Below are 23973 nucleotides of genomic sequence, written 5' to 3'. Positions count from 1 at the left end.
GGATCAGATGAGGCCCTGCGCCATCATGGCGCCGGCGACCTTGACGAAGCCGGCGATGTTGGCGCCGGCCACGTAGTTCCCGGGCATGCCGTAGTCCTCGGCGGTCTCCGCGCACCGGTCGTGGATCGACGTCATGATCTGCTCGAGGCGCTCCTCGGTGTAGTCGAAGGTCCAGGAGTCGCGGGAGGCGTTCTGCTGCATCTCCAGGGCCGAGGTGGCCACGCCACCGGCGTTGGCCGCCTTGCCCGGCCCGAAGAGCACCTCCGCCTCCTGGAACAGTCGCACGGCCTCGCCGGTGGTGGGCATGTTGGCCCCCTCGGCCACGGCGAGCACGCCGTGCTCGACCAGCTTCTTGGCGTGGGAGCCGTCCAGCTCGTTCTGCGTGGCGCACGGCAGGGCCACGGTGCCGGGGACGTCCCAGACGGAGCCCTTCGCGATGAACCGGGCTCGTCCGCCGCGACGCTCGGCGTACTCCGAGATCCGGCCGCGCTCGGTCTCCTTGATCTGGCGGAGCAGCTCCAGCTCGATGCCGTCGGGGTCCACCACGTAGCCGCTCGAGTCCGACGCCGTCACCACCGTGGCGCCCAGCTGCTGGGCCCGGGCGATCGCGAAGGTCGCCACGTTGCCGGAGCCGGAGACCAGCACGGTCTGCCCGTCGAACGACTGCCCGCGGGTGCGCAGCATCTCCTGGGCGAACACGACGGTCCCGTAGCCGGTGGCCTCGGTGCGCACCAGCGACCCGCCCCAGCTCAGGCCCTTGCCCGTGAGCACACCGGACTCGTAGCGGTTGGTGATCCGCTTGTACTGGCCGAAGAGGTAGCCGATCTCGCGCCCGCCGACCCCGATGTCACCGGCGGGGACGTCGGTGTACTCGCCGATGTGGCGGTAGAGCTCGGTCATGAAGGACTGGCAGAAGCGCATGACCTCCGCGTCGGAGCGACCGCTCGGGTCGAAGTCCGAGCCGCCCTTGCCGCCGCCGATGGGCATCCCGGTCAGGGCGTTCTTGAAGATCTGCTCGAAGCCCAGGAACTTCACGATGCCGAGGTAGACGGACGGGTGGAAGCGCAGACCGCCCTTGTAGGGCCCGAGGGCGGAGTTGAACTCCACGCGGAACCCCCGGTTGATGTGCACCCGGCCCTGGTCGTCGGTCCACGGGACGCGGAAGATGATCTGGCGCTCCGGTTCGCAGACCCGCTCGAGCACCGCGGCGTCGAGGAGTTCGGGGTGGCGCGCCACCACGGGTCCGAGGGAGTCGAAGACCTCGTCCACGGCCTGGTGGAACTCGACCTCTCCCGGGTTGCGGGCCAGTACTGCCTGTCGGATCGGGTACAGGTCCTCGTGCATGGTGCTCCTCTTTCGGATCGTGTGGGTCGTGCCGGTCACCGCCGCGGGGGCCGTCTGCGGCGGCGCAGGCCGGAGAGGCTCGAGAGGATGTCCGCCGCGCGGCTCCCCGTCCCCCGGTCGGGGCGTGCTGTCGTGCCGCCCGCGGACCGTTCCGGACGGGGTGCGAGGGGCGGCGGCGGAACGGCGGCCGCGGGCCCCGGCCCGGCCTCCGTGCCGGCACCGTCCGGCACCTCGGTCCCGTGGCCGGTCGCGGAGACGTCCTCGGTGCCGGGATCCGGCAGCGCCGGGGGGACCGGCGCCGCCCCGTCCGCGATCTCGTCGATCCAGGCGGTCACCTCGGCCAGCGGCTCCGGCTGCACGGCGTAGAGACGCCGCTGCCCCTGGGCCTCCATGGACACCATACCGGCCTCCCGCAGGATCTTCAGGTGCTTCGAGACGGTGGGCTGGGAGACGCCCAGCTCGGCCACGAGGTCCCCCACGGGGCGTTCGCCGTCCTTCAGTGCGGTGAGGATGCCCCGCCGGGTCTTGTCGGCGATCACCGCGAACACGTCGTTGTTGCCCATCCGATCACTGTAAACGGGATGCCCCGCGGCTCCCGGCACCGGCACGTCCGTGCCGCCGCCGGGGCCACTGCCGGGGTCACTGCCCGGGTCACTGCCGGGGTCGCCGCGGCCCTCGTGCAGCGGGCTCAGTCGAACCACGGATCCAGCCCCCACTGGGGGAAGATCTCCTTGCGGGTGGCCATGATGGTGCGGTCCGTCTCGTCGTTCGGGTCGAAGCCCACCTCCCAGGAGCGCCACCACAGGTCCACCTCGTCGCCCATGACCCGGGGCGCGTCGGCGCCGTAGCGCTCGCGCACGTGGTCGCGCCACGGCTGCGGCACCGCCGTGCGCACGTCGATCGGGTGGCCGGCCGCGATGCCGACCAGGTGCGTCCAGGAGCGGGGCACCACGTCGTAGCAGTTGTAGCCGCCCCCGCCCGTGGCGATCCACCGGCCCTCGCACAGCTCGTGGGCCAGCCCGGCCAGGGCCACGGCGGTCTGCCGCTGCGCGTCCACGCTGACCCGCAGGTGGGTGAGCTCGTCGGCGAAGTGGGAGTCGCAGCCGTGCTGGCTCACCACGACCTCCGGCCGGAACTGGCGCAGCAGGGGCGGGACCACGGCGTCGAAGGCGCGCAGCCACATGGAGTCGTCGGAGGCCGTGGGCATGGCGACGTTCACGGCGTGGCCCTCCGCCGCACCGCGGCCGGTCTCGTTGGCGAACCCCGTGCCCGGGAACAGCGACAGGCCCGTCTCGTGCAGCGAGATCGTCAGGACGCGGGGGTCCTCGTAGAAGATCGACTGGGTCCCGTCCCCGTGGTGGCCGTCGACGTCCACGTAGGCGACCCGCCGGACTCCCTGGTCCAGCAGGTGCTGGACCGCCACGGCGCAGTCGTTGTAGATGCAGAAGCCGCTGGCCTTCTCCGCGTGGGCGTGGTGCATCCCGCCCCCGAAGTTCACGGCGTGCACCGCGTCCCCCGCGAGGACGGCCGCCGCGGCCTGGTAGCTGCCGCCCACGAGCCGGGCGCTCGCCTCGTGCACCCCCGGATAGGCGGGGGTGTCATCGGTGCCGAGGCCGCAGTCGGGAACGTGGACGGACGGGTCGGCGCTGACGGCGCGGACCGAGTCGACGTAGTGCTGCGGGTGCACGAGGTGGAGGACCTCGTCCGGGGCCACCTGCGGGGCCTCCACGGTGACGTTGTCCCGGCCGTCCAGGCCGAACTCCTGGACGAGGCGGTACGTGGCCTCGAGCCGGGACGGGTGCATGGGGTGGTGGTCCCCGAAGTTGTACTCGAGCAGGGCGGGGTCCCAGAACAGACGGGTCGGATACGGGGCGCCGGGCCCGGATGTAGCAGGAGTCACACCGACATTAGATCACCCGGGGCGCCGGCCGGCGTCCCGGGGCCCGCCCGCCTCCGACTATGTGTCGTCGCGCCCCCGCGGTACGGGCAGTGCGATACTGTCAGCGGCCGCGGCGACCGCCGCGCCCGCCCCGGTGCGATCCGGCGGTCCGGACACCACGAGGAGGGCCCGTGAGCAACCTGCAGCGCGGCCAGTGGGTCCCCCCTGAGGAGCGGGGCCGGTTCTGGCGGCTGACCTCCCTGCGCGACCTCGTGGACCGGATCGCGGCGTCCTCCCCGGCCCGCCTGGCGCTGATCGTCTTCGCCGTCGTGCTCACCCTCTTCTCGCTCCTGCTGTGGCTGCCGGTGTCCGCCGCGCCCGGCGTGCAGACGTCGCTGGAGGACGCGGTGTTCACCGCGACGTCCGCCGTCACCGTGACCGGGCTGACCACGGTCCCCACCGGCGCGCACTGGTCGTTCTTCGGCCAGTTCGTCATCATGATCGCGATGCAGATCGGCGGGCTGGGCACCCTGACGATGACGTCGATCCTCGCGCTGGCCGTGGGCCGCAAGCTGGGCCTGAGGTCGCGGCTCCTGACGCAGGAGGCCCTGAACATCGGGCGGCTCGGCGAGGTCGGCTCGCTCCTGCAGGTCATCGTGCTGACGTCCGTGAGCATCGAGGCGGTGCTGGCCGCGGTGCTGACGGTCGGGTTCCTGGTCGAGGGCGAGCCGATCCCGACGGCTCTGTGGCACGGGATCTTCTACGCGATCTCGGCGTTCAACAACGGCGGGTTCGTCCCGAACGAGGCCGGTCTCGGGCCCTACACGACCTCGTGGCTGATCGTGGTGCCCATCGCCCTCGGGGTGTTCATCGGTTCCCTCGGCTTCCCCGTCATCCTGGTGGTGCGGCAGGTCGGGCTGCGGTTCACCCGGTGGAACCTCAACACGAAGCTCACCGTGACGACCACGACCGTGCTGCTGGTGCTGGCGTGGATCATGTACACCGCGTTCGAGTGGTCCAACCCGGGGACGCTGCGGGACCTCTCCGTGGGCGAGAAGATCTTCAACGGCTTCTTCTCCTCGGTCAACATGCGCTCGGGCGGATTCGCCCTGGTCGACACCAACAGCGAGCTGCAGCAGACGCTGCTGATGACGGACGCCATGATGTTCGCGGGCGGCGGCTCGGCGTCCACCGCCGGCGGCATCAAGGTCACCACGCTGGCCGTCGTGTTCCTCGCGGTCCTGGCCGAGGCCCGCGGCGACCGGTCCGTGATCGCCTTCTACCGGACCGTGCCCGAGGAGGCGTTGCGGATCGCCATCTCGGTCATCATGATGGGGGCGACCATCGTGCTGGTGGCCTGCGGGTTCCTGCTGGCGCTCACGGACGCCCCCCTGGACCGGGTGCTCTTCGAGGTGATCTCCGCCTACGCCACGTGCGGGCTGAGCGTGGGCCTGTCCGCGGAGCTGCCGCCGGAGGGCAAGTACGTGCTCGTCGCGACCATGTTCGTCGGTCGCATCGGCATCACCACCGTGGCCGCCGCCCTGGCGCTGCGCTCGCGCCGGCGTCTGTACAACTACCCCGAGGAAAGGCCGATCATTGGCTGACCGTTCGTCCCACAGCGTGCCCGTCCTCGTGATCGGCCTCGGCCGCTTCGGCACGGCCACCGCGCTCCAGCTGGCGCGCCAGGGCCGGGAGGTCCTGGGCGTGGAGAAGGACGCCCACCTGGTCCAGAAGCTCTCGGGGCAGCTCACCCACGTGGTGGAGGCCGAGGCCACGGACATCGACGCCCTGCGCCAGCTGGGCGCGGCCGAGTTCGACTCGGCCGTGGTGGGCGTGGGAACCTCCATCGAGTCGAGCGTGCTCATCACGGCGAACCTCGTGGACCTCGGCGTGAGCCGGATCTGGGCGAAGGCCATCACGCCCTCGCACGGCAAGATCCTGTCCCGCATCGGGGCGCACCACGTGATCTTCCCGGAGGCGGACGCGGGGCGGCGCACCGCGCACCTCGTCTCCGGCCGGCTGCTGGACTACATCGAGTTCGACGACGACTTCGCGATCGTCAAGATGTATCCCCCGCGGGAGGTGCAGGGCTTCACACTGGGCGACTCCAACGTGCGCTCGAAGTACGGCGTGACGGTGGTGGGCGTGAAGTCGCCGGGCGAGGACTTCACGTACGCCCGCCCCGACACGAAGGTCACGTCCCGCGACCTGCTCATCGTCTCGGGCCACGTGGACCTGCTCGAGCGCTTCGCGGCCCGTCCCTGACCCGGGGGTCCGCCCCCGGGCAGGCTCACTCCGCGCTGAACTCCCGGGTGAGCTCCGCCGAGCGGTCGGCCGAGGCCCGGGCGGCGGACGCCACGAGGTCCTCGAAGCCGTTGTCCTGGAAGGTCGTGATGGCCCGGTCCGTGGTGCCCTTGGGGCTGGTGACGGCCTTGCGCAGGGCCCCGGGGTCGGCCTCCGCCGGCCGCAGCAGCTCCCCCGCGCCGGAGACGGTCTCCTTCGCGAGGACCCGCGCCACGTCCTGGGGCAGCCCCATCCGTTCTCCCGCCCGCTGCATGGCCTCGGCGAGCAGGAACACGTAGGCGGGCCCGGAGCCCGAGACGCCGGTCACGGCGTCGACCTGCTCCTCGGGGACCTCGACCACGGTGCCGACGGCCTCGAGCACGGCGCGCACGGAGTCCGTCTGCTCCGGGGTCGTGGCGGCACCCGGAGTCACCGAGACGACCCCGCGCCTCACGCTGGAGGGCGTGTTCGGCATGGTCCGCACCACCGGCTGCCCGGCGGGGAGAGCGCGCTCGAGGGCACCGACGGAGATGCCCGCGGCCACCGACGCCACGACGGTGCCGGGGCGCACGGCGGGGGCGATCTCGCGCGCGAGGTCGAGGATGCCGACCGGCTTCACGCCGAGCAGCACGACGTCGGCCTCCTGCGCGGCCCGCCGGTTGGCCTCCGGGTCCTCCCCCGTGACGTACGGGCGCACCCCGGTCTCGTCCTCGAGCCGGCGGGCGCTCTCCGCGGAGCGCACGGTGGCCCTGATCTGCTCGACGGGCACGCCGGAGGCCAGCACCCCCCGCAGGATGGATCCGTTCATGGAGCCGCAGCCCAGGAAGGCGAGTACAGGGGTCATGGTCGGTGAGGTCCTCTCATCGGTGCGGGTGCTTCGGTGACGGTGGTTCGGTCGTGGGCGGTCGGTGCAGTCGGATCGTCGCGGTGGGATCGTCGCGATAAGACTTCACGGTGGGATCGTCACGGGCGGACCGACGGGCGCGGTCGGTCGCGCGGGGCGTCCGCGGACGTCAGCCGTCGGTGGCCTCGGTGCGGTCGGTGGCTTCCGTGCCGCCGGGGGCTTCCGAGCCGTCGGCGACCCCCGTGCGGCCGGAGGCTCCGGTGCTGCCGGTGTCCTCAGTGCCGCCCGCGCCGTCCGACGTGTGGGGCAGGCTCGTGTGCCGGCGGGCGAACTCGAGGGACTCCGCGAGCCACTGCGTGCGCTCCTCGGCGTTCTTCGAGCGGCGCGTCGAGACCTCGACCCCGATGATGCCCTGCCACCGGGTGGAGGCGAGGAACTCGAGGGACTCGGCCACCGGCTGCACGCCGTGGCCGGGCAGCAGATGCTCGTCCGCCGTGGTCTCCCCCGACCCGTCGGTGAGGTGCACATGCCCCAGCCGGGAGCCCAGTTCCTGGATGGCGGCCAGGGAGTCCATCCGGGCCGTCGCCGCGTGGGAGAAGTCCCACGTGACCCAGTCGTAGTCCAGGCCCAGCGGGCTGTAGTGCGGGGCGTAGACGACGGTGTCGCGACCGCGGACCCGCCAGGGGTACATGTTCTCCACGGAGATCTTCACGCCCGTGGCCCGGGAGACCACCCGCACGCCCTCCACGAAGTTCGCGGCGTACCGGCGCTGCCAGCGGAAGGGCGGGTGGACCACCACGACCTCGGCGCCCACCTGCTCGGTCAGCGCGGCGGCCATCTGGATCTTGGTCCAGGACTTGCCCCAGACCTGCTGGGTCAGCAGCAGGGTGGGGGCGTGGATGGTGGAGATGGGGAGCTGGTGACGCTGCACGAGGTCCTGCAGCTGGTGGGTGAGCTGGCTCATCCGCTCGTGCGTGACGAGGACCTCCACGCTGTCGTAGCCCAGTTCCACGGCCGCCTCGAAGGTCTCCGGGACGCCGAGCGGGTAGAGGGAGCTCGTGGACAGCGCCACGTGGGGACGGTACGGCTCCGCCGCGGAGCCCGGCTGCTCGCTCATGCGGCACCCACGAGGTGGCGGGGGTCCACGGTGCGGACGTCGGAGTGGCTGCTCAGCTGGTCGAGGCGGCGCAGGATGAGCCCCTCGCGCAGCGCCCACGGACAGATCCGGATCGAGTCGATGCCGTAGGCGTCCATGGCGGACTCGGCCACCACGGCTCCCGCGAGGATCTGACGGGCCCGGGCCGAGGAGACCCCCGGCAGCTCGGCGCGCTCGTCCGGGGACATGGCCTCCATCCGGCGGGCCCACAGCCGCAGGTCCTCGAGGTGGAGGGTGCGGGGCACGTACGGTCCCATGTCGTAGGGGGCGGCCCCGCAGATCCGGGCCAGGGAGCGGAAGGTCTTGGAGGTCCCGGCCACGCAGGTGGGCTCGCCGGCCTCGCGGATGCGGGCGACGGCGGGCTTGAGCTCGTGGCGCACGTGCTTGCGCATGGCCTTCATCTCCTTCGGGGTCGGGACGTCACCGGCGATGAAGGTGCGGGTGAGCCGCCCCGCGCCCAGCGGCACGGAGGTCGCCGCGGTGGGCAGGGCGTTGCCGCCCAGGGCCATCTCGAAGGACCCGCCGCCGATGTCCAGGTCCAGGACGGTCCCCGCGCCCCAGCCGAACCAGCGGCGCACCGCGAAGAACGTGACGGCCGCTTCCTGGTCCCCCGCCAGCTCGGTGAGGGTGACGCCCGAGCGCGACTGCACGTGGTCCAGCACCTGCGCCCCGTTGCCGGCCTCGCGGATCGCCGACGTCGCGAAGGCCAGGAAGTCCTCGGCGCGGTTCTCCACGGCGAAGTCCCGGGCCTCGACCACGAAGGCCGTGAGGGCGTCCCGGCCGGCGTCGGAGATGTTGCCGTCCGCGTCGAGGTACTGCACCAGCCGCAGCGCGAGCTTGTGCGACGCGTACGGCTCGGGCCGGGAGCCGGGGTAGACGTCCAGCAGGAGGAGGTGGACGGTGTTCGACCCCACGTCGAGGACTCCGAGACGCATGCGGTGGTGCTCCTTCGAGTTCCGTGTCCGACCCGCGGGCGGGCGGCTCAGCCCTTGGTCCCGGCCCGGGCGGGCTTGGCCGCCGCGGGCTTCCTGGCGGCGCTCTTCGTCGTGCCGGTCTTCGTCGTGCCGGTCTTCTTGGCGCTGCTCCTCGTCGTGGTGCCCTTGGCCGCGGAGCGTGCCGTCTTCTTGGGAGCGGGGCCCTGGGCACGCTTCTCCGCGAGCAGCTGGCTGGCGCGCGCCGGGGTGATCTGCTCCACGGTCTCGCCGCGCGGGACCGTCACGTTGGTCTCCCCGTCGGTGATGTACGGACCGAAGCGGCCGTCCTTGATCACCATGGGCCGCTCCGTGATCTGGTCGACCCCCAGGTCCGCCAGCGGCGGCTTGGCGCTGCCGCGGCCGCGCTGCTTGGGCTGGGCGTAGATCTGCAGGGCCTCCTCGAGGGTCACCGTGAACAGCTGCTCCTCGGACTGCAGCGAGCGGGAGTCGGAGCCCTTCTTGAGGTAGGGGCCGAACCGGCCGTTCTGCACGGTGATCTCGGTGCCCTCCGCGTCCGTGCCGAGCGTGCGCGGCAGGGACAGGATCTTGAGCGCGTCCTCGAGGGTCACCTCCTGCAGGGTCATCGTGGACAGCAGCGACCCCGTGCGGGGCTTCGCCTTGACCGGCTTCTTCGGGGGCTTGGGCTTGCCGTTCTTGTAGTACTCGACCGGCAGGGCCGCGAGCTCCTCGGCGGTGGGCTCGGGGATCACCTCCGTCACGTAGGGCCCGTAGCGGCCGTCCTTGGCCACGATGGCGCGCCCGGTCTCCGGGTCCCGGCCGAGCTCGCGCCCGTCGGCCTTGCCCGTCTCGATGAGCTCGCGGGCCTTGTCCGGCGTGAGCTCGTCGGGGGCGAGGTCCTCCGGCACGTTCGCCCGGATCGGCTCGGTGATCTCCCCGGTCTCCGGGTCCACGGCCCCGGTCACCTCGAGATAGGGGCCGAACTTGCCGACCCGCAGCGTGATGTCCCCGGTCACGGGGATCGAGTTCACCGCGCGGGCGTCGATCTCGCCGAGGTCGTCCACGATGGGCTTGAGCCCGTTCTCGTGGCCCTGCGAGCCGAAGTAGAAGTCCTGCAGCCAGTCGGTGCTGTCCTCCTCGCCGCGGGCGATGCGGTCGAGCCCCTCCTCCATCTCCGCCGTGAAGTCGTAGTCCACGTAGTCGGAGAAGTGCTCCTCGAGCAGGCGCACCACGGAGAACGCCGTCCACGAGGGGATCAGCGCGGACCCCCGCACCCGGACGTAGCCGCGGTCCATGATCGTGGAGATGGTGGCCGCGTAGGTCGAGGGCCGGCCGATGCCCAGCTCGTCGAGCACCTTGACCAGGGACGCCTCGGTGTAGCGCGGGGGCGGCGAGGTGCGGTGCCCGTCCGCCTCGACCTCGGCGGCGTCCAGCCGGTCGCCCTCCGCCATCCTCGGGAGGCGCTTGTCGCCGTCCTTGCCGTCCTTGGCCTCCTTGCCCTCGGCGGGGTCCTCGTCCCGGCCCTCCTCGTAGGCCGCGAGGAACCCGCGGAACGTGATGACGGTGCCGGACGCGGAGAACTCGGCGTCGCGACCGGCGGACGACGTCGCGCCGAGCCGCACGGTGGCCGTCGAGCCCTTGGCGTCCGCCATCTGGGAGGCGACCGTGCGCTTCCAGATCAGCTCGTAGAGCCGGTACGCGTCCGCGGTGAGCTCCCCGCGGACCTGGTTCGGGGTGCGGAACGAGTCGCCGGCGGGGCGCACGGCCTCGTGCGCCTCCTGGGCGTTCTTCGCCTTGGAGCTGTAGAGGCGCGGGGAGCCGGGCACGAAGTCGGCGCCGTAGAGGTCCGTGGCCTGCCGCCGGGCGGCCGTGACCGCCTGGTCGGACAGCGCCACGGAGTCGGTGCGCATGTAGGTGATGTAGCCGTTCTCGTACAGCTTCTGCGCCACCTGCATGGTGGTGCGGGAGGTGAAGCGCAGCTTGCGCGCCGCCTCCTGCTGCAGCGTGGAGGTCGTGAAGGGCGCGGCCGGGCGGCGGGTGTAGGGCTTGGTCTCCAGCGACCGGACCGTGAACGCCGCGTCCTCGAGGCCGGCGGCCAGTTCGCGCGCCGCCGGCTCGTCCAGGTGCGCGAGCTTGTCGGCGGCGCCCTTGAGCACGCCGTCGTCGCCGAAGTCCCGGCCCCCGGCCACCCGCTTGCCGTCCACGGAGGACAGCCGGGCGCTGAAGGCGGTGCCGGCGTCCTCGCCGTCGGCCCGGGCGAACGTCCCGCTGAGGTCCCAGTAGTCGGCGGGCACGAACGCCATGCGCTTGCGCTCCCGCTCCACGACGAGCCGCGTCGCCACGGACTGCACGCGCCCGGCGGACAGGCCCGAGGCGATCTTGCGCCACAGCACGGGGGAGATCTCGTAGCCGTAGAGCCGGTCCAGGATGCGCCGGGTCTCCTGCGCGTCGACCAGGTCCTGGTCGAGCTCACGGAGCTCGCCGAACGCGCGCTCGATGGCCTCGCGGGTGATCTCGGAGAAGGTCAGCCGGTAGACGGGGATCTTGGGCTTGAGCACCTCCAGGAGGTGCCACGCGATGGCCTCCCCCTCGCGGTCGCCGTCGGTGGCGAGGTAGAGCGCGTCCGCGTCCTTGAGCTTGCGCCGGAGCTCGGTGACCTTCTTCTTCTTGTCCGGGTTCACCACGTAGTACGGCTCGAAGCCGTGCTCCACGTCCACCGCGAACTTCCCGTAGGGCCCCTTCTTGAGCTCCGCCGGCAGCTCCGAGGGCTGCGGGAGGTCGCGGATGTGACCCATCGAGGACTCGACCTCGTAGGCGTCGCCGAGGTACCCGGCGATGGTCTTGACCTTCGACGGGGACTCCACGATGAGCAGGCTCTTGCCCGTTCCCGGGCTCTGGGGGGCCTTCGTTGGCACGGTACTCCTTGCTGCGGTCCGCGGTGCCGCGGGCCGCGGCGCTGCTGGACGTCGGGGCGGACGGGCGTCGGCCCGCCGTTGCGCTCCACCATAACGCGTCACCGTCGTCAACCCCCGCGCGGCGGGACCCGGGGACGACCGCGGCCCCGGACGGGCGCCCGGCCGCCCGCGGACGGCGGGGGCCGGGCCGGCGGTGGGCGGGCTCAGGCGGGGTGGTGCTCGGGCTCGTCGGCGATCGTGAACTCACGGCCGGTCGCCGTCTCCACGTCGATGACCACGAAGTTGTACTTCAGCGTGGGCGCCCACGGCTTCAGCGGCAGCTCCTCCGCGGCGTCGATCTCCGCGCGCGTCTCGAGCCGGCGGGCCCTCCCGTGCACCACCACGGAGCGCACGACGTCGTCCGGCGAGACCTCGTCGATCTCGAACGCGACCTGGTCGTTGACGATGAGGCTCGAGAGCTTGGACCCCTGGGCGGTGCGGAAGTAAAGCTTGTGCTGGTGGACCACGTAGTTCACGGGGAAGATGTCCACGAGTCCGGCCGCCTCGACGGCCAGCCGGCCGAACGGGTGCTTGTCGAGGAGCCTCCAGACGGTGTCCTTGTCGAGGGTCTTGATGGGGTTCAGGTTCTCTCCGATGGTCATGCTCCCATCCTTCCACTGCCACCGCCGCGGCGTCTCCTGCCCATCCGTCCACCGGGGTGCTCAGGCCGGAGTCGTCGTGGGTTCCTGCGGCACCAGGAACCCGTCGTGCACGAGGTGGCGGACCTCCTCGGTCAGCCTCCGGCGCTCGTCGCCCTCCCACTCCAGCAGGGCCGCGAGCGCCCCGAGGATCTGCCGGGCGCTCAGCTCGCCGTCGCACGCCCCGGCGAAGCCCGCGGCCTCGCTCGAGAGCACCACGGTCCGGCGCAGCCCGGCTCCCTGCCGGAGCAGGATCACGCCGGGGTGCTCGGCGCCCGGACGCTGGTGGCGCTCCTCGGTGACGTCCTCGGCGGCGACGAACCGGGTGTCCGTCCAGTCCTGCGGGTGCGCGGCGAGCCAGTCGGCCCGTTCCCACGTCGCCGCGAGCGCGGGGGCGAGGGGATGCTGGACCGGGTGGGGGACGTGCTCGAAGCGGCGCAGCGCGCCGCCGTGCCGGGTCCGGGCCGGACGGCGGAGCCTGATCATGCCGAAGCCCACGGCCTCGACGCCGCGGGCGGCGAAGTCGTCGAGGTAGGCGCGGTAGGCGCGTTCGTAGCGGTCGGGGTCGCGGGACTCCGCGGCGTCACGCAGCCACGTCTCGGCGTACTCCTCCGGGCCGGTCAGCTCCCGCTGCACGAACCAGGCGTCCACGTCCTCGGGGACCCACCGCTCGGGCCGGAGCATCCAGCGCTCGGCGGCCGGTCGCCCGTCCCCGGGCGGCGGCGCGGCCACCTCCCAGTTGCCGAGCAGGTGCGCGGTGGCTCCGGGGGCCATGACACCGGGGAGGCCCTCCACGAGGTCGGCGACGATCCGATCCCCCGGCAGGCCGCCGTCCCGGTAGGTGAAGCGGTCCTCCGCGTCCTCGCCGGCGGTCCGGGGCGTGATGACGAACGGCGGGTTGGACACCACGAGGTCGAACTGCTCGCCGCGCACGGGATCCAGCAGGGAGCCCGTGCGCAGGCTCACCCGGTCCTCGAGCCGGTCGGGGTCGACGTCCAGGGCGCGGGCGTTGAGCAGCAGGTTGAAGCGGGTGAAGCCGAGCGCCCGGTCCGAGACGTCGGTGGCGGTCACGTGCCCCGCGTGGGCGAGCAGGTGGAACGTCTGGATGCCGCACCCGGTGCCCAGGTCCAGCGCCCGGTCCACCCGGCGGCGGTCGGTGGTCCGGGCCAGTGTCAGGGACGCCTGCCCGATGCCCAGCACGTGGTCGCGGCGCAGCACGCCGGGGCGCTGGGACTCGCCGAGGTCGCTGGCCACGTACAGCTCCGTCCCGTCGTCGGACGCGTGGGGGCGCAGGTCCACGGTGGCGCGCAGCCCGCCCGCCGTCTCCTCCGCGAGACCCGCGCCCACGAGCTGCGCCGGTTGCACGGGTGCCCCGCCGAGCACGTCCGCGGGGACGGTGCGCCCGAGCAGGAAGAGCGCGACGACGCCGGCCAGTCCCCGGTCCGGGTGCCCCGGCGCGCCGAGGGCCGGCTCGAGCACCCGCAGGGCGGGCACGGCCTGGTCCCGGGCGAGCGCGTCCATGGCGGCCCCGCCCAGCAGGTCCGCCACGCGGTCGTGGGTGAAGCCCGTCCGGCGCAGGGCGGTGTGCAGCTCGGCCAGCGCCCGCGGGTCGTCGGAGGCGGGCGTCCCCGGGACCCGGGAGAAGGCGGGGCCCGCGGCGGGGCGGGGCACGTCGGTGGCCATGTCAGCGCTCCCCGGTCCGGGCACGGGGGCCCGCGGCCGGCACGGAGGCGGCCAGGGCGTCGTCGGGCGGGTCGTCCGGATCGGCCCCGCACCCGGCGGGGCAGGTGAGCTCCGGGAGCTCCTCCTGGCAGTCCGGGCACACGAGGACCAGGGCGCGGCAGGTCGCGTCCGCGCAGTTGAGGAAGCGGTTGGCGGGGGCGGCGCACCGGTCGCAGCGCCCGAGGGTGACCGCCGCCGGGGTGAACCGCATGTGCATCCGCCGGTCGAAGACGTACAGGGAGCCCTCCCACAGCCCCCGGTCCCCACGCTCGCGGCCGTACTCGGCGATGCCGCCGTCGAGCTGGTAGACCTCCTCGAAGCCGCGGTTGCGCATCAGTGCGGAGAGCACCTCGCAGCGGATCCCGCCGGTGCAGTAGGTGACCACGGGGCGGTCCTTGAGGTGGTCGTACTTCCCGGAGTCGAGCTCGGCCACGAAGTCCCGGGTGTGCGCCACGTCCGGGACCACGGCCCCGCGGAAGCGCCCGATCCGCGCCTCGTGGGCGTTGCGGCCGTCGAAGAACACGACGTCCTCCCCGCGGCGGGCCACCAGCTCGTCCACCTCGGCGGGGGCCAGGCGGATGCCGCCGCCGACGACCCCGACCTCGTCGACCTCGAGCTCCTCGGGAGCACCGAAGGACACCAGCTCGTCGCGGACCTTGACGGACAGCCGCGGGAAGTCCTCGGCCGAGCCGTCCGACCAGGTGGGCGCCGTGTCCCGGAAGCCGGGGTAGGAGCGGGTGGCCCGCGTGTACTGCTTGAGGGCCGTGATCTCGCCGCCCACGGTGGCGTTGATCCCGTGCCGGGAGACGATGATCCGTCCGCGCAGGCCCAGGCCCTCGCACAGGGCGCGCTGCCAGAGCATCACGGCCGTGGGGTCGGGGAGCGGGGTGAAGACGTAGTGGAGGACGATCCGGTGCTGTGCCACGCCTCCAGGCTACAAGCGCGGCGGGGCCCGGGACGCCGTGCGGGACGGCGGCCCCGCCGCCGGAACCGGATCAGCGGCCCGGGTCAGCGGCCCGGGTCAGCGGCCCGGGTCAGTGGCCCAGGCGGAACACCCGGCCGGTCACCTTGGCCGGGGCCACCTCGACGTACTCGGGCTTGGTGGTGCCCACCCACGGCCGCAGCGGCAGCTGGTCCACCCGTGCGGTCTCCTCCGGGTCGGTCAGCCGGCGGGCCCGGCCCCGCACGAGCACGGACCACGCCTCCCCGCCCTGCGCCTGGTCGACCTGCACGGCGACGTGCTCGTCGAGCACCAGGTGCAGCAGCTTGGTGCCCCGGGCGGTGCGGAAGTAGATCTTCTCGTCGTCGGCCACGAGGTTGATCGGGGTGATCTCGATCTCCTCGCCGTCCGTGGTGGCGATCCGGCCGAAGCGCGAACTGTAGAGGTGCTCCCAGCACTGCTCCGGGGACAGCTCCGTGACCGGGGGCCGGTGCGCGCGGTCCTCCTGGTCGGGGTGCTGCCCGGAGATGTTCATGGGGTTGCTCATGCGGTCATTCTGGCACGCGGCCCCCGAGGACGTGACCCGTGTCAGGTTCGTGACCGGAGGCGCCGGGCCGGGTCCTCAGAGCACCCGCCCGGCGCCGTCGCCGGGTGCGACGAGGAAGGCGTCCGGGGCCCGGTGGCCGGCCCGGGCGAAGGCCTCGGCCACGGTGGCGGCGATCCGCTCGGCCGCGTCCGCGGGGACCAGGGCGATCGCGCTGCCCCCGAACCCCCCGCCGGTCATCCGCGCCCCGACCGCGCCGGCGCCCCGTGCGGTGTCGACGGCGAGGTCCAGCTCGGGGCAGGAGACCTCGTAGTCGTCGCGCAGGGAGGCGTGCGAGGCCGCCAGCAGCTCCCCGATCCCGGTCACGTCCCCGGCCCGCAGCCGTTCGACGGTCTCCAGGACCCGGTCGTTCTCGGTGAGCACGTGGCGGACCCTCCGGGCGGTCTCCTCGTCCAGCGCCCCGAGGTCGGTGTCGCGGGGGACGTCGCGCAGGGAGCCCACCCCGAGGGCGGCGGCCCCGCGCTCGCAGGCGGCGCGGCGGGCGGCGTAGCCGCCGTCGGCGTGGGAGTGGGCGACTCGCGTGTCGACCACCAGGACGGTGAGCCCGTGCTCGGCGAGGGGCAGGGGCACGAGTTCGGCCTCCAGGGAGCGGCAGTCCAGGAACAGCGCCGCGCCGGCCCGGCCCCGCAGCGAGGCCGACTGGTCCATGATCCCGGTGGGCGCGCCGACGAACTCGTTCTCCGCCCGCTGGGTCAGCCGCGCCATGGCCGGGCGGTCCAGTCCCAGGGCGAGCAGGTCGTCGAGCGCCACGATCGTGGCGACCTCCACGGCGTGCGACGACGACAGCCCCGCCCCGACCGGCACGGTGGAGTCCAGCAGCAGCTCGAAGCCGGGCACCCGCACGCCGTCCGGCCCGGACAGCACGTGCACGACCCCGGCCGGGTACGCCCCCCACCCGGCCACGGCTCCCGGGACCAGGTCCGCGACCCGGAGCCGGGCCCGGGACAGCCCGGTGCCGTCCGGGGTCCAGGTGGAGGCCAGGTCGACGACGTCGTGCCCGGCCGCCCCGCCGTCGGGTCCCGGCTCCTCGGGGCGGCGCAGCCGGACCGCGACCATCGCCGAGCGGTCGAGGGCGAAGGGCAGCACGAAGCCGTCGTTGTAGTCGGTGTGCTCCCCGATGAGGTTCACCCGGCCCGGGGCCCGCCACACCCCGTCCGGGGCGTGGCCGAACACCCCGGCGAAGCGGCGCGCGAGCTGCCGCGCCCGGGCGTCGTCGTGCCCGGACCCCGGGGCGGTGCGCCCGCGGGTCATCGGGCGGCCTCCCGCAGTCGTGCGGCGGTCTGCTCGGCGGTGACGTCGTTGATGAACGCCCCCATGGCCGCCTCGGAGCCGGCGAGGAACTTCAGCTTGTCCTCCGCCCGCCGCGGGCTGGTCAGCTGGAGGTGCAGCCAGCCGGCCTCCCGGTCGGCGGTCGCGACCGGACTCTGGTGCCAGGCGGCGATGTAGGGGGTCGGCGTGTCGTAGAGCCGGTCCACGCGCTGGACCAGATCCTGATAGACCACCGCGAGCTCGTCGCGCTCGGCACCGGTGAGCGCCGCGAGGTCGGGGACCTGCCGGTGCGGCACCAGGTGCACCTCGAGCGGCCACCGGGCGGCGTAGGGGACGTAGGCGGAGAAGTGCTCGCCCGCCAGCACCATCCGGTCCCCGGCCTCGGCCTCGTCGGCCAGGACCTCGCCCATCAGGGCCCGGCCGGTCCGGTCCAGGTGGGCCCGGGAGCGCGCGGCCAGGCGTGCCGCGTGCGGTGCGGGGTAGGGGTAGGCGTAGATCTGCCCGTGCGGGTGGTGCAGGGTCACCCCGATCTGCTCGCCCCGGTTCTCGAACGGGAACACGTGCCGGACCCCCCGCAGCGCGGACAGTGCGTCGGTGCGCTGGGCCCAGGCCTCCACCACCGTCCGCGCCCGCTCCGGGGGCAGGGACGCGAAGGAGCCCCGGTGCTCGGGCGTGAACACCACGACCTCGCACCGCCCGTACGCCGGCCACGGGGAGCCCCACAGGCTCCGCTCCCCCGCCTCGTGCGGATCGGGCAGCACCCCCAGCTCCGGGCCCAGGGACGGGAAGCGGTTCTCGAAGACGACGACGTCGAAGTCCGCCGCCGGGACCTCGGACTCCCGCCCGCCCGCCGACGGGCACAGCGGGCACTGGTCGGCCGGGGGCAGGTAGGTGCGCGCCTGCCGGTGGGCGGCCACCGCCACCCACTCCCCCGTGAGCCGGTCGAAGCGCACCTCACCGTGCCCGGAGCGGGCGTCCAGGGGCCGCCGGTCGACCACCTGCTCCACCGGTGCGGTGCCGCGGTCGCTGAAGAACACGGCCTCCCGGCCGTCGGCGAGGTGGTGGGTCCGGTGCGCGACGGTCGCGGCGCGCTCGGTGGGCAGGGGCGGTGTCATCGGACGGGCTCCAGTCGCAGGTCGGGGACGGATCGGCTCAGGGTCTCGCGGGCCGCGGCGCCCAGACCGTCGTCGGTCAGGACGATGTCCACCTCGTCGAGGCCGGCGATGCGGTGGAGCCCGGACAGACCCCACTTGGTGGAGTCGGCCAGCACCACGCTGCGGTCGCAGCGCTGGAGGAAGAGGCGGTTGAGCTCGGCCTCCATCATGTTCGGGGTGGTCAGCCCGTCCCGCTCGGACAGCCCGTGCACGCCCAGGAAGCACAGGTCCACGTGCAGGGTGCGCAGGGCCGCGGTGGCCAGCGGGCCCACCAGGGCGTCGGAGGGCGTGCGCACGCCGCCCAGCAGGACCACGGTCTGGCCGGTGGCCGGTGCGTCCCGGAGCACGTCGGCGATGCGCGGGGAGTTCGTCACCACCGTGATGCCGCAGACGCGGCGCAGCGCGCGGGCCAGGGCGAAGGTGGTGGTCCCGGAGTTCAGCGCGACGGACATCCCCGGGACCACCATCGCCTCGGCGGCCGCGGCGATCGCCGCCTTCTCCGGCAGCTGCAGCTCGGACTTGCGCGCGAAGCCGGGCTCGGCGGCGGAGGACCCCGCCGGCAGCTTCGCGCCGCCGTGCACCTTCTGCAGCTCCCCGTCCCGGGCCAGCCGGTCCAGGTCCCGGCGCACCGTCATGTCGGACACGCCCAGCTCGGCGACCAGGTCGGCGACCCGCACCGCACCGGCGGCACGCACGCGGTCGAGGATCTCCCGGCGTCGACGGTCGGGAAGCATGTCGGTCATCCGTTCTCCTGGTCGGTCGGGCCGTCCGTGCGGTGCATCGTGGCGCTCGGACGGACGCCATCCACATGGTGTTCATTTGAACACACTTCGCGTGCGATGGTGTTGCTTCCCGTCCGGGGCCGGCGGTGTCGCCGACGCACTCCGTTCGAGCAGACTGGTCGGGTATCGAGACCGGCCGCCCCGGCGCGACGACGCCGCCACCCGGGGGTGCCGTCGCCTGCCGCCGGGCGGTCGTCCGCGGCGTCACCCGAGGAGCAGCCGAATGAGCACCGATCACCAGCAGCAGGACAGCACCGCCCAGCGGCCGGGCACCGGCAGCGGCACCGGGGGCGCCCCCGCGTGGTGGACCGACGCGGTCGTCTACCAGATCTATCCCCGGTCCTTCGCCGACTCCGACGGCGACGGGATCGGCGACCTCGGCGGCGTCCTCGCCCACCTGGACCACCTGCAGGACCTGGGCGTGGACGTGATCTGGCTGTCGCCGATCTACTCCTCCCCGCAGGACGACAACGGCTACGACATCAGCGACTACCAGGACGTCGACCCGGTCTTCGGCACCCTGGAACAGTTCGACGCGCTGCTCGCCGCGGTGCACGGACGCGGCATGAAGCTGGTGATGGACCTGGTGGTGAACCACACCTCCGACGAGCACCCGTGGTTCGTGGAGTCCCGCTCCTCCCCGGACTCCCCGAAGCGCGACTGGTACTGGTGGCGGTCCCCCCGGGCGGGCATGGAGGCCGGTGCCCCGGGGGCGGAGCCCACCAACTGGCAGAGCTTCTTCTCCGGCTCGACGTGGGAGCTGGACGAGGCCTCGGGCGAGTACTACCTGCACCTGTTCTCGGCCAAGCAGCCGGACCTCAACTGGGAGAACCCCCGGGTGCGGCAGGCGGTGTACGCCATGATGCGCTGGTGGCTGGACCGCGGGGTGGACGGCTTCCGGATGGACGTCATCAACATGATCAGCAAGGACGTCGCCCCCGACGGCCGCCTGCACGACGGGCCGCCGGTGGACGGGACGCCCTGGGGCGACGGGTCAGGCTCCTACCTCTGCGGTCCGCGGATCCACGAGTTCCTCCAGGAGATGCACCGGGAGGTCTTCGCGCACCGGGACGCCGAGCTCATCACGGTGGGCGAGATGCCCGGGGTCACCGTGGAGCAGGCGGTCCTGTTCACGGATCCGGCCCGGGCCGAGGTGGACATGGTCTTCCAGTTCGAGCACGTGGGCCTGGACCACGGCCCCGGCGGGAAGTTCGACCCGGCCCCGCTGCGGCTGACCGACCTCAAGGCCTCGCTGGGCCGCTGGCAGGAGGGCCTGGAGGAGACGGGGTGGAACTCGCTGTACTGGAACAACCACGACCAGCCGAGGGTGGTCTCCCGCTTCGGCGACGACAGCCCCGCCCACCGGGTGGCCTCCGCCACGTGCCTGGCCACGCTGCTGCACCTGCACCGCGGCACCCCCTACGTGTACCAGGGCGAGGAGCTGGGCATGACCAACGCCGACCTCGGCTCGATCGAGGACTTCCGCGACATCGAGTCGGTCAACCACTACCACCACGCCGTGGCCGCCGGCGCGGACCCGGAGGCCGTGCTGGCCGGACTGCGCCGGACCGGGCGGGACAACGCCCGCACCCCCGTGCAGTGGAGCGCCGGTGAGCACGCCGGGTTCAGCACCGGCACCCCGTGGATCCCCGTCCACCCCAACCACCGGGTGGTCAACGCCGAGGCCGCCCGCGCCGACGAGCACTCCGTGTTCCACCACTACCGGCGGCTCATCGAGCTGCGCCACACCGAGCCCGTCGTGGCCCTGGGCGACTTCACCATGCTGCTCCCCCACCACGAGCAGCTCTACGCCTTCACCCGGCGGCTCGGAGACGTGGAGCTGCTGGTGCTGGCCAACGTCTCCGGCGAGGACGTCCGCACCGACCTGCCCGGCGGCTGGGCCGGCGCCGAGGTGCTGATCGGCAACCGCACCGACGTCGTCGCCCCCGGGGACGAGGGGGTGCTGCGTCCGTGGGAGGCCCGCGTGCACCGGCGGACCGCCGCCGCGGCGCGGGGCTGAGTCCCGGGCCGGCACCTCCCGCCGCGGTTCCGCCGTCTCGTCCGCCGTCTCGTCCGCCGGTGGGACCGCCGGGGCGGCGGTGGCAGAATGAACCGGTGCCGTCTCCCGACCACGACTCCCTGCTTCCCCTGCTCGGCCGCGGCGACGCGCCGGAGCAGGTGCGCCACGTCCGGGAGATCCCGGACCGGGACGCCGTGACGGCGCCGTGGCCCGAGCACCTCCACCCGGACGTGGTCGGCGCCTACGAACGGCTCGGTGTGCACGCGCCGTACCTGCACCAGGTCCAGGCGGTGCTGGCCCCCCGGCACGTGGTGGTCGCGACGGGGACCGCGTCCGGGAAGTCCCTGGCCTACCAGGCGCCCGTGGCCGACGCCGTGCACCGCGGCCGGCTCGCGGCGCTGGCGAACCCGGGCATGGTCCGCCACCCGGACGAGGCGACGGCCCTCTACCTCTCGCCCACCAAGGCCCTGGCCGCCGACCAGCTCAAGGGCCTGGACGCGCTCGGGCTGCCGACCCTGCGGGCCGCGACCTACGACGGCGACACCGACCCGGCCGAGCGCCGGTGGGTCCGGGACCACGCCGACGTGGTGCTGTGCAACCCGGACATGCTGCACTACGGGGTGCTGCCCAACCACGCCCGCTGGTCCCGCTTCCTCCGCCGGCTGAAGTACGTCGTGGTGGACGAGGCGCACTCGTACCGTGGCGTCTTCGGCTCGCACGTGGCCAACCTCATGCGGCGGCTGCACCGGATCTGCCGGCTCTACGGGGCGGACCCGGTCTTCATCGGGGCGTCCGCGACCTCGTTCAAGCCGCACGCCTCCTTCGCCCGGCTGGTCGGCGTCCCGGAGGCGGACGTGACACCGGTGACCACGGACTTCTCCCCGCACGGGCCGGTGACCGTGGTGCTCTGGGAGCCGGAGCAGACGGCCGGCGGCGGCGAGAACGACGCCCCGGTGCGCCGCACCGCCCTGGCCGAGACCGCCGACATGCTCACTGACCTGGTGCTCCGCCAGGTCCGCACCATCGCGTTCATCAAGTCCCGCCGGGGGGCGGAGACGATCGCCCAGATCGCCCACCGGCAGCTCGAGGAGGTCGATCCCTCGCTGGCCCACCGGGTGGCGGCCTACCGCTCCGGGTTCCTCCCCGAGGAGCGCCGGGCGCTCGAGGAGGCGCTGCGGGACGGACGGCTGCTCGGGATCGCCAGCACGTCGGCGCTCGAGCTCGGCATCGACGTGGCCGGACTCGACGCCGTGGTCGTGGCGGGGTGGCCCGGCACCCGGGCGTCCTTCTTCCAGCAGATCGGCCGGGCGGGCCGGGCCGGGCAGGAGGCCCTGGCCACGTTCGTGGCCGGCGACGACCCCCTCGACACGTACTTGGTGAACCACCCGGAGGCGATCTTCGACGTCGACGTCGAGGCCACCGTCTTCGACCCGTCGAACCCCTACGTGCTGGCGCCGCACCTGTGCGCGGCCGCGGCGGAGCAGCCGCTGCGCGCGGAGGAGGTCGGCCGCTTCGGACCCACCGCCCCGGAGGTGCTCCGCTCGCTCGTGGACAGCGGGCACCTGCGCCGACGGCCGAACGGCTGGTTCTGGACGCATCCGCAGTCCGCGGCGGGGATGGTGTCCCTGCGCTCGGACGGCGGCGGGCCGATCCGGATCATCGAGACGGACACCGGCGCGGTGCTGGGCACGATGGACTCCCCCCAGTCCCACTACCAGGCCCACCCGGGGGCCGTGTACGTGCACCAGGGCCGGACCTATCTCGTGGACGAGCTCGACGAAGAGGGCTCGGTCGCCGCCGTGACGCGGGCGCACCCCGACTTCTACACCACCGCGCGGGACATCACGCAGGTGAGCGTGGTGGCCGAGGAGCGCTCGGAGCGCTGGGGGCCCGTGACCGTCCACTTCGGCCGGGTCCAGGTCACCACGAAGGTGGTCTCGTTCCAGCGCAAGTCCGTGCTCTCCAACGAGGTGCTGGGCGAGGAGCCCCTCGAGCTCGAGGCCCGTGACCTGTTCACGAAGTCCGTGTGGTTCACCGTGCCGGGCGCCGTGCTGAGCGGTGCGGGGATCGAGGAGCCCGACGTCCCCGGGGCGCTGCACGCCGCCGAGCACGCCGCGATCGGCCTGCTGCCGCTCGTGGCCTCGTGCGACCGCTGGGACGTGGGCGGGCTGTCGACCGCCCTGCACGCCGACACGGAGCTGCCGACGGTCTTCGTCTACGACGGCCACCCCGGCGGGGCGGGGTTCGCCGAGCGCGGCTACGACACGGCCGTCGCGTGGCTGCACGCCACCCGGGAGGCGATCTCCTCCTGCGAGTGCGAGCACGGGTGCCCGTCCTGCGTGCAGTCGCCCAAGTGCGGCAACCGCAACAACCCGCTGGACAAGCGCGGTGCGGTGCGGCTGATCGACGCGGTGCTGCACGACGCCCCCCGGACCTGAGCCCCTCACGGGCCGCCGGAGGACGCCGGCGGCCCCGCCCGGGACACGCCGCGGGCGGGACCGATCCGGGCGAACGGCCCCTCGAGGGCCACGGTGGTGCGCACGTCGACGACGACCCGCTCCGGCTCCACGAGCTCGCACAGCTCGAGCCGTGCCCCGTTGTCCCCGGCCACGCGCGCAGCGGTGCCGCACGGGTCGCCGGCCACGAGTCCCCGGGCCGTGTCGGCGGCGGCCAGCGCCGCGAGGTCGGCGGCCTTGCCGGCGCGGTGGGTGGCGATCCCCGCCTGGGCGAGCATCAGCACGGCCAGCAGCAGCACCCCCAGCACCATGGTGAGCGTCAGCGCGTGCACCGTGCCGCTCCCGCGGTCTCGGTCCCGGTGCCGGTCGGGGCGGCGGTCGAGCCGTTGGCGGCGGCCGCGCGGCTCAGCCACCGTTCCCACCGGCCGCTCCGGCCCCCTCGGTCTCGGCGGAGGCGTCCGCCCGCAGCTCCCAGCCGCCCCAGGTGCCGAGGATGCCCGGGGCCGGGCCGGTCACCGTGACCGTGGCCGTACCGGAGTCCCCGCCGAGGCGGACGGCGGCGTCCTCCCCGGCCACTCGCAGCGCCGTGGAGCGGACCACGGCGGCGCTCTCGCCCCGGGCCGCGGCGCGGGCCGAGGCCCGCGCCGCCTCCTCGTACCGGATCAGTGTCATCCCGGCCGCCGCCGCGGCGAGGAGCACGGCCAGGAGCAGCACGAGCGCGGGCAGGAGCACGGCCGTCTCGGCGGTGACGGCCCCGCGGTCGCGCGGGGCGGGCCGAGGCCGGGAACGGGGCCGGAGCCGGGAACGGGGCCGGAGCCGGGAACGGGGCCGGAGCCGGGAACGGGGAGAGGCGGCGGTCATGGCGAGCTCCTGGGAATGGACGGTGCGGAGAGAACGGGACGGGGACGCAGCGGGTGCATGCCGAGGGGCGTCGGGGCGCAGTGGCAACGGGGCTCGGCGTCGGAAGGGCACGGGGGGGCGGATGGGCAGGGGGAG

The 23973-nt window shown here is 73.6% G+C and carries 20 protein-coding genes; 4 read left to right on the top strand and 16 right to left on the bottom strand.

Going from position 1 to position 23973, the window contains the following annotated elements; all coding sequences use genetic code 11:
• Positions 1-3 precede the first annotated feature (3 nt).
• The 3 genes from gdhA to ACH9D3_RS09315 form a co-directional block, all read right to left on the bottom strand.
• Positions 4-1344, bottom strand: coding sequence for an NADP-specific glutamate dehydrogenase (gdhA, locus tag ACH9D3_RS09325; protein ID WP_396400807.1), 1341 nt, complete (start codon positions 1342-1344; stop codon positions 4-6).
• Positions 1345-1379: 35 nt separating this feature from the next.
• Positions 1380-1907, bottom strand: coding sequence for an ArsR/SmtB family transcription factor (locus ACH9D3_RS09320; RefSeq protein WP_396400808.1), 528 nt, complete (start codon positions 1905-1907; stop codon positions 1380-1382).
• A 125-nt stretch (positions 1908-2032) separates the two neighbouring features.
• A complete protein-coding gene (locus ACH9D3_RS09315; protein ID WP_396400809.1) occupies positions 2033-3244 on the bottom strand; it encodes an acetoin utilization protein AcuC in 1212 nt (403 codons plus the stop codon).
• A gap of 170 nt (positions 3245-3414) precedes the next feature.
• Here ACH9D3_RS09315 and ACH9D3_RS09310 point away from each other — a divergent pair, with 170 nt between their 5' ends.
• Complete coding sequence (locus ACH9D3_RS09310; RefSeq protein WP_396410726.1) at positions 3415-4827, top strand: potassium transporter TrkG; 1413 nt, start codon at positions 3415-3417, stop codon at positions 4825-4827.
• Positions 4820-5488 carry a potassium channel family protein gene (locus ACH9D3_RS09305; protein WP_396400810.1) on the top strand — a complete coding sequence of 223 codons (669 nt, stop codon included), beginning with the start codon at positions 4820-4822 and terminating at the stop codon, positions 5486-5488. Before ACH9D3_RS09310 ends, ACH9D3_RS09305 begins: the two co-directional genes overlap by 8 nt.
• A gap of 25 nt (positions 5489-5513) precedes the next feature.
• On the opposite strand, the gene proC is transcribed toward ACH9D3_RS09305, so the two are convergent.
• The 11 genes from proC to ACH9D3_RS09250 all read right to left on the bottom strand — a co-directional run bounded on the left by proC (position 5514) and on the right by ACH9D3_RS09250 (position 18462).
• Positions 5514-6350, bottom strand: a complete 837-nt coding sequence (gene proC, locus ACH9D3_RS09300; protein ID WP_396400811.1) for a pyrroline-5-carboxylate reductase — start codon at positions 6348-6350, stop codon at positions 5514-5516.
• Positions 6351-6519: 169 nt separating this feature from the next.
• Positions 6520-7467 (bottom strand): TIM barrel protein, encoded by a 948-nt coding sequence (locus ACH9D3_RS09295; RefSeq protein ID WP_396410725.1) that lies wholly within the window; start codon positions 7465-7467, stop codon positions 6520-6522.
• Positions 7464-8441, bottom strand: coding sequence for a Ppx/GppA phosphatase family protein (locus tag ACH9D3_RS09290; protein ID WP_396410724.1), 978 nt, complete (start codon positions 8439-8441; stop codon positions 7464-7466). Before ACH9D3_RS09290 ends, ACH9D3_RS09295 begins: the two co-directional genes overlap by 4 nt.
• A gap of 47 nt (positions 8442-8488) precedes the next feature.
• Complete coding sequence (topA, locus tag ACH9D3_RS09285) at positions 8489-11353, bottom strand: type I DNA topoisomerase (protein ID WP_396410723.1); 2865 nt, start codon at positions 11351-11353, stop codon at positions 8489-8491.
• A gap of 203 nt (positions 11354-11556) precedes the next feature.
• Positions 11557-11994, bottom strand: coding sequence for a pyridoxamine 5'-phosphate oxidase family protein (locus ACH9D3_RS09280; protein ID WP_396410722.1), 438 nt, complete (start codon positions 11992-11994; stop codon positions 11557-11559).
• Positions 11995-12054: 60 nt separating this feature from the next.
• Complete coding sequence (locus tag ACH9D3_RS09275; protein ID WP_396410721.1) at positions 12055-13713, bottom strand: DUF7059 domain-containing protein; 1659 nt, start codon at positions 13711-13713, stop codon at positions 12055-12057.
• Between the two features lies 1 nt (position 13714).
• Entirely contained in the window at positions 13715-14677 is a 963-nt protein-coding gene (gene trhO / locus ACH9D3_RS09270) for an oxygen-dependent tRNA uridine(34) hydroxylase TrhO (protein ID WP_396410720.1), read from the bottom strand.
• 109 nt (positions 14678-14786) lie between these two features.
• The gene (locus tag ACH9D3_RS09265) at positions 14787-15239 is read right to left on the bottom strand and encodes a pyridoxamine 5'-phosphate oxidase family protein (RefSeq protein WP_396410719.1); all 453 of its coding nucleotides are present in this window, start codon (positions 15237-15239) and stop codon (positions 14787-14789) included.
• 75 nt (positions 15240-15314) lie between these two features.
• Entirely contained in the window at positions 15315-16547 is a 1233-nt protein-coding gene (gene galK / locus ACH9D3_RS09260; protein ID WP_396410718.1) for a galactokinase, read from the bottom strand.
• Positions 16544-17680 (bottom strand): galactose-1-phosphate uridylyltransferase, encoded by a 1137-nt coding sequence (galT, locus tag ACH9D3_RS09255; protein ID WP_396410717.1) that lies wholly within the window; start codon positions 17678-17680, stop codon positions 16544-16546. Before galT ends, galK begins: the two co-directional genes overlap by 4 nt.
• Positions 17677-18462 carry a DeoR family transcriptional regulator gene (locus ACH9D3_RS09250; RefSeq protein WP_396410716.1) on the bottom strand — a complete coding sequence of 262 codons (786 nt, stop codon included), beginning with the start codon at positions 18460-18462 and terminating at the stop codon, positions 17677-17679. The genes galT and ACH9D3_RS09250 overlap by 4 nt, the downstream gene beginning before the upstream one ends.
• A 262-nt stretch (positions 18463-18724) precedes the next feature.
• On the opposite strand from ACH9D3_RS09250, the gene ACH9D3_RS09245 reads away from it, so the two are divergent.
• Both ACH9D3_RS09245 and ACH9D3_RS09240 read left to right on the top strand, forming a co-directional pair.
• Positions 18725-20521 (top strand): alpha,alpha-phosphotrehalase, encoded by a 1797-nt coding sequence (locus tag ACH9D3_RS09245; protein WP_396410715.1) that lies wholly within the window; start codon positions 18725-18727, stop codon positions 20519-20521.
• Positions 20522-20616: 95 nt separating this feature from the next.
• Positions 20617-22959 carry a DEAD/DEAH box helicase gene (locus ACH9D3_RS09240; protein ID WP_396410714.1) on the top strand — a complete coding sequence of 781 codons (2343 nt, stop codon included), beginning with the start codon at positions 20617-20619 and terminating at the stop codon, positions 22957-22959.
• A 5-nt stretch (positions 22960-22964) separates the two neighbouring features.
• Here ACH9D3_RS09240 and ACH9D3_RS09235 read toward each other — a convergent pair whose 3' ends face one another.
• Both ACH9D3_RS09235 and ACH9D3_RS09230 read right to left on the bottom strand, forming a co-directional pair.
• Positions 22965-23309 (bottom strand): Rv3654c family TadE-like protein, encoded by a 345-nt coding sequence (locus tag ACH9D3_RS09235; RefSeq protein WP_449555778.1) that lies wholly within the window; start codon positions 23307-23309, stop codon positions 22965-22967.
• A gap of 73 nt (positions 23310-23382) precedes the next feature.
• Positions 23383-23838: a TadE family type IV pilus minor pilin gene (locus tag ACH9D3_RS09230; protein ID WP_396410712.1), complete on the bottom strand. Its 456-nt coding sequence runs from the start codon at positions 23836-23838 to the stop codon at positions 23383-23385.
• Positions 23839-23973 lie beyond the last annotated feature (135 nt).

Origin of the sequence: Kocuria kalidii, from assembly GCF_044462225.1 — a bacterium.
In the GTDB taxonomy this organism is placed as follows: Bacteria; Actinomycetota; Actinomycetes; order Actinomycetales; family Micrococcaceae; genus Kocuria; species Kocuria kalidii.
The sequence above is the reverse complement of the archived record's forward strand: the minus strand, read 5'-3'. Positions and strand labels throughout refer to the sequence as shown.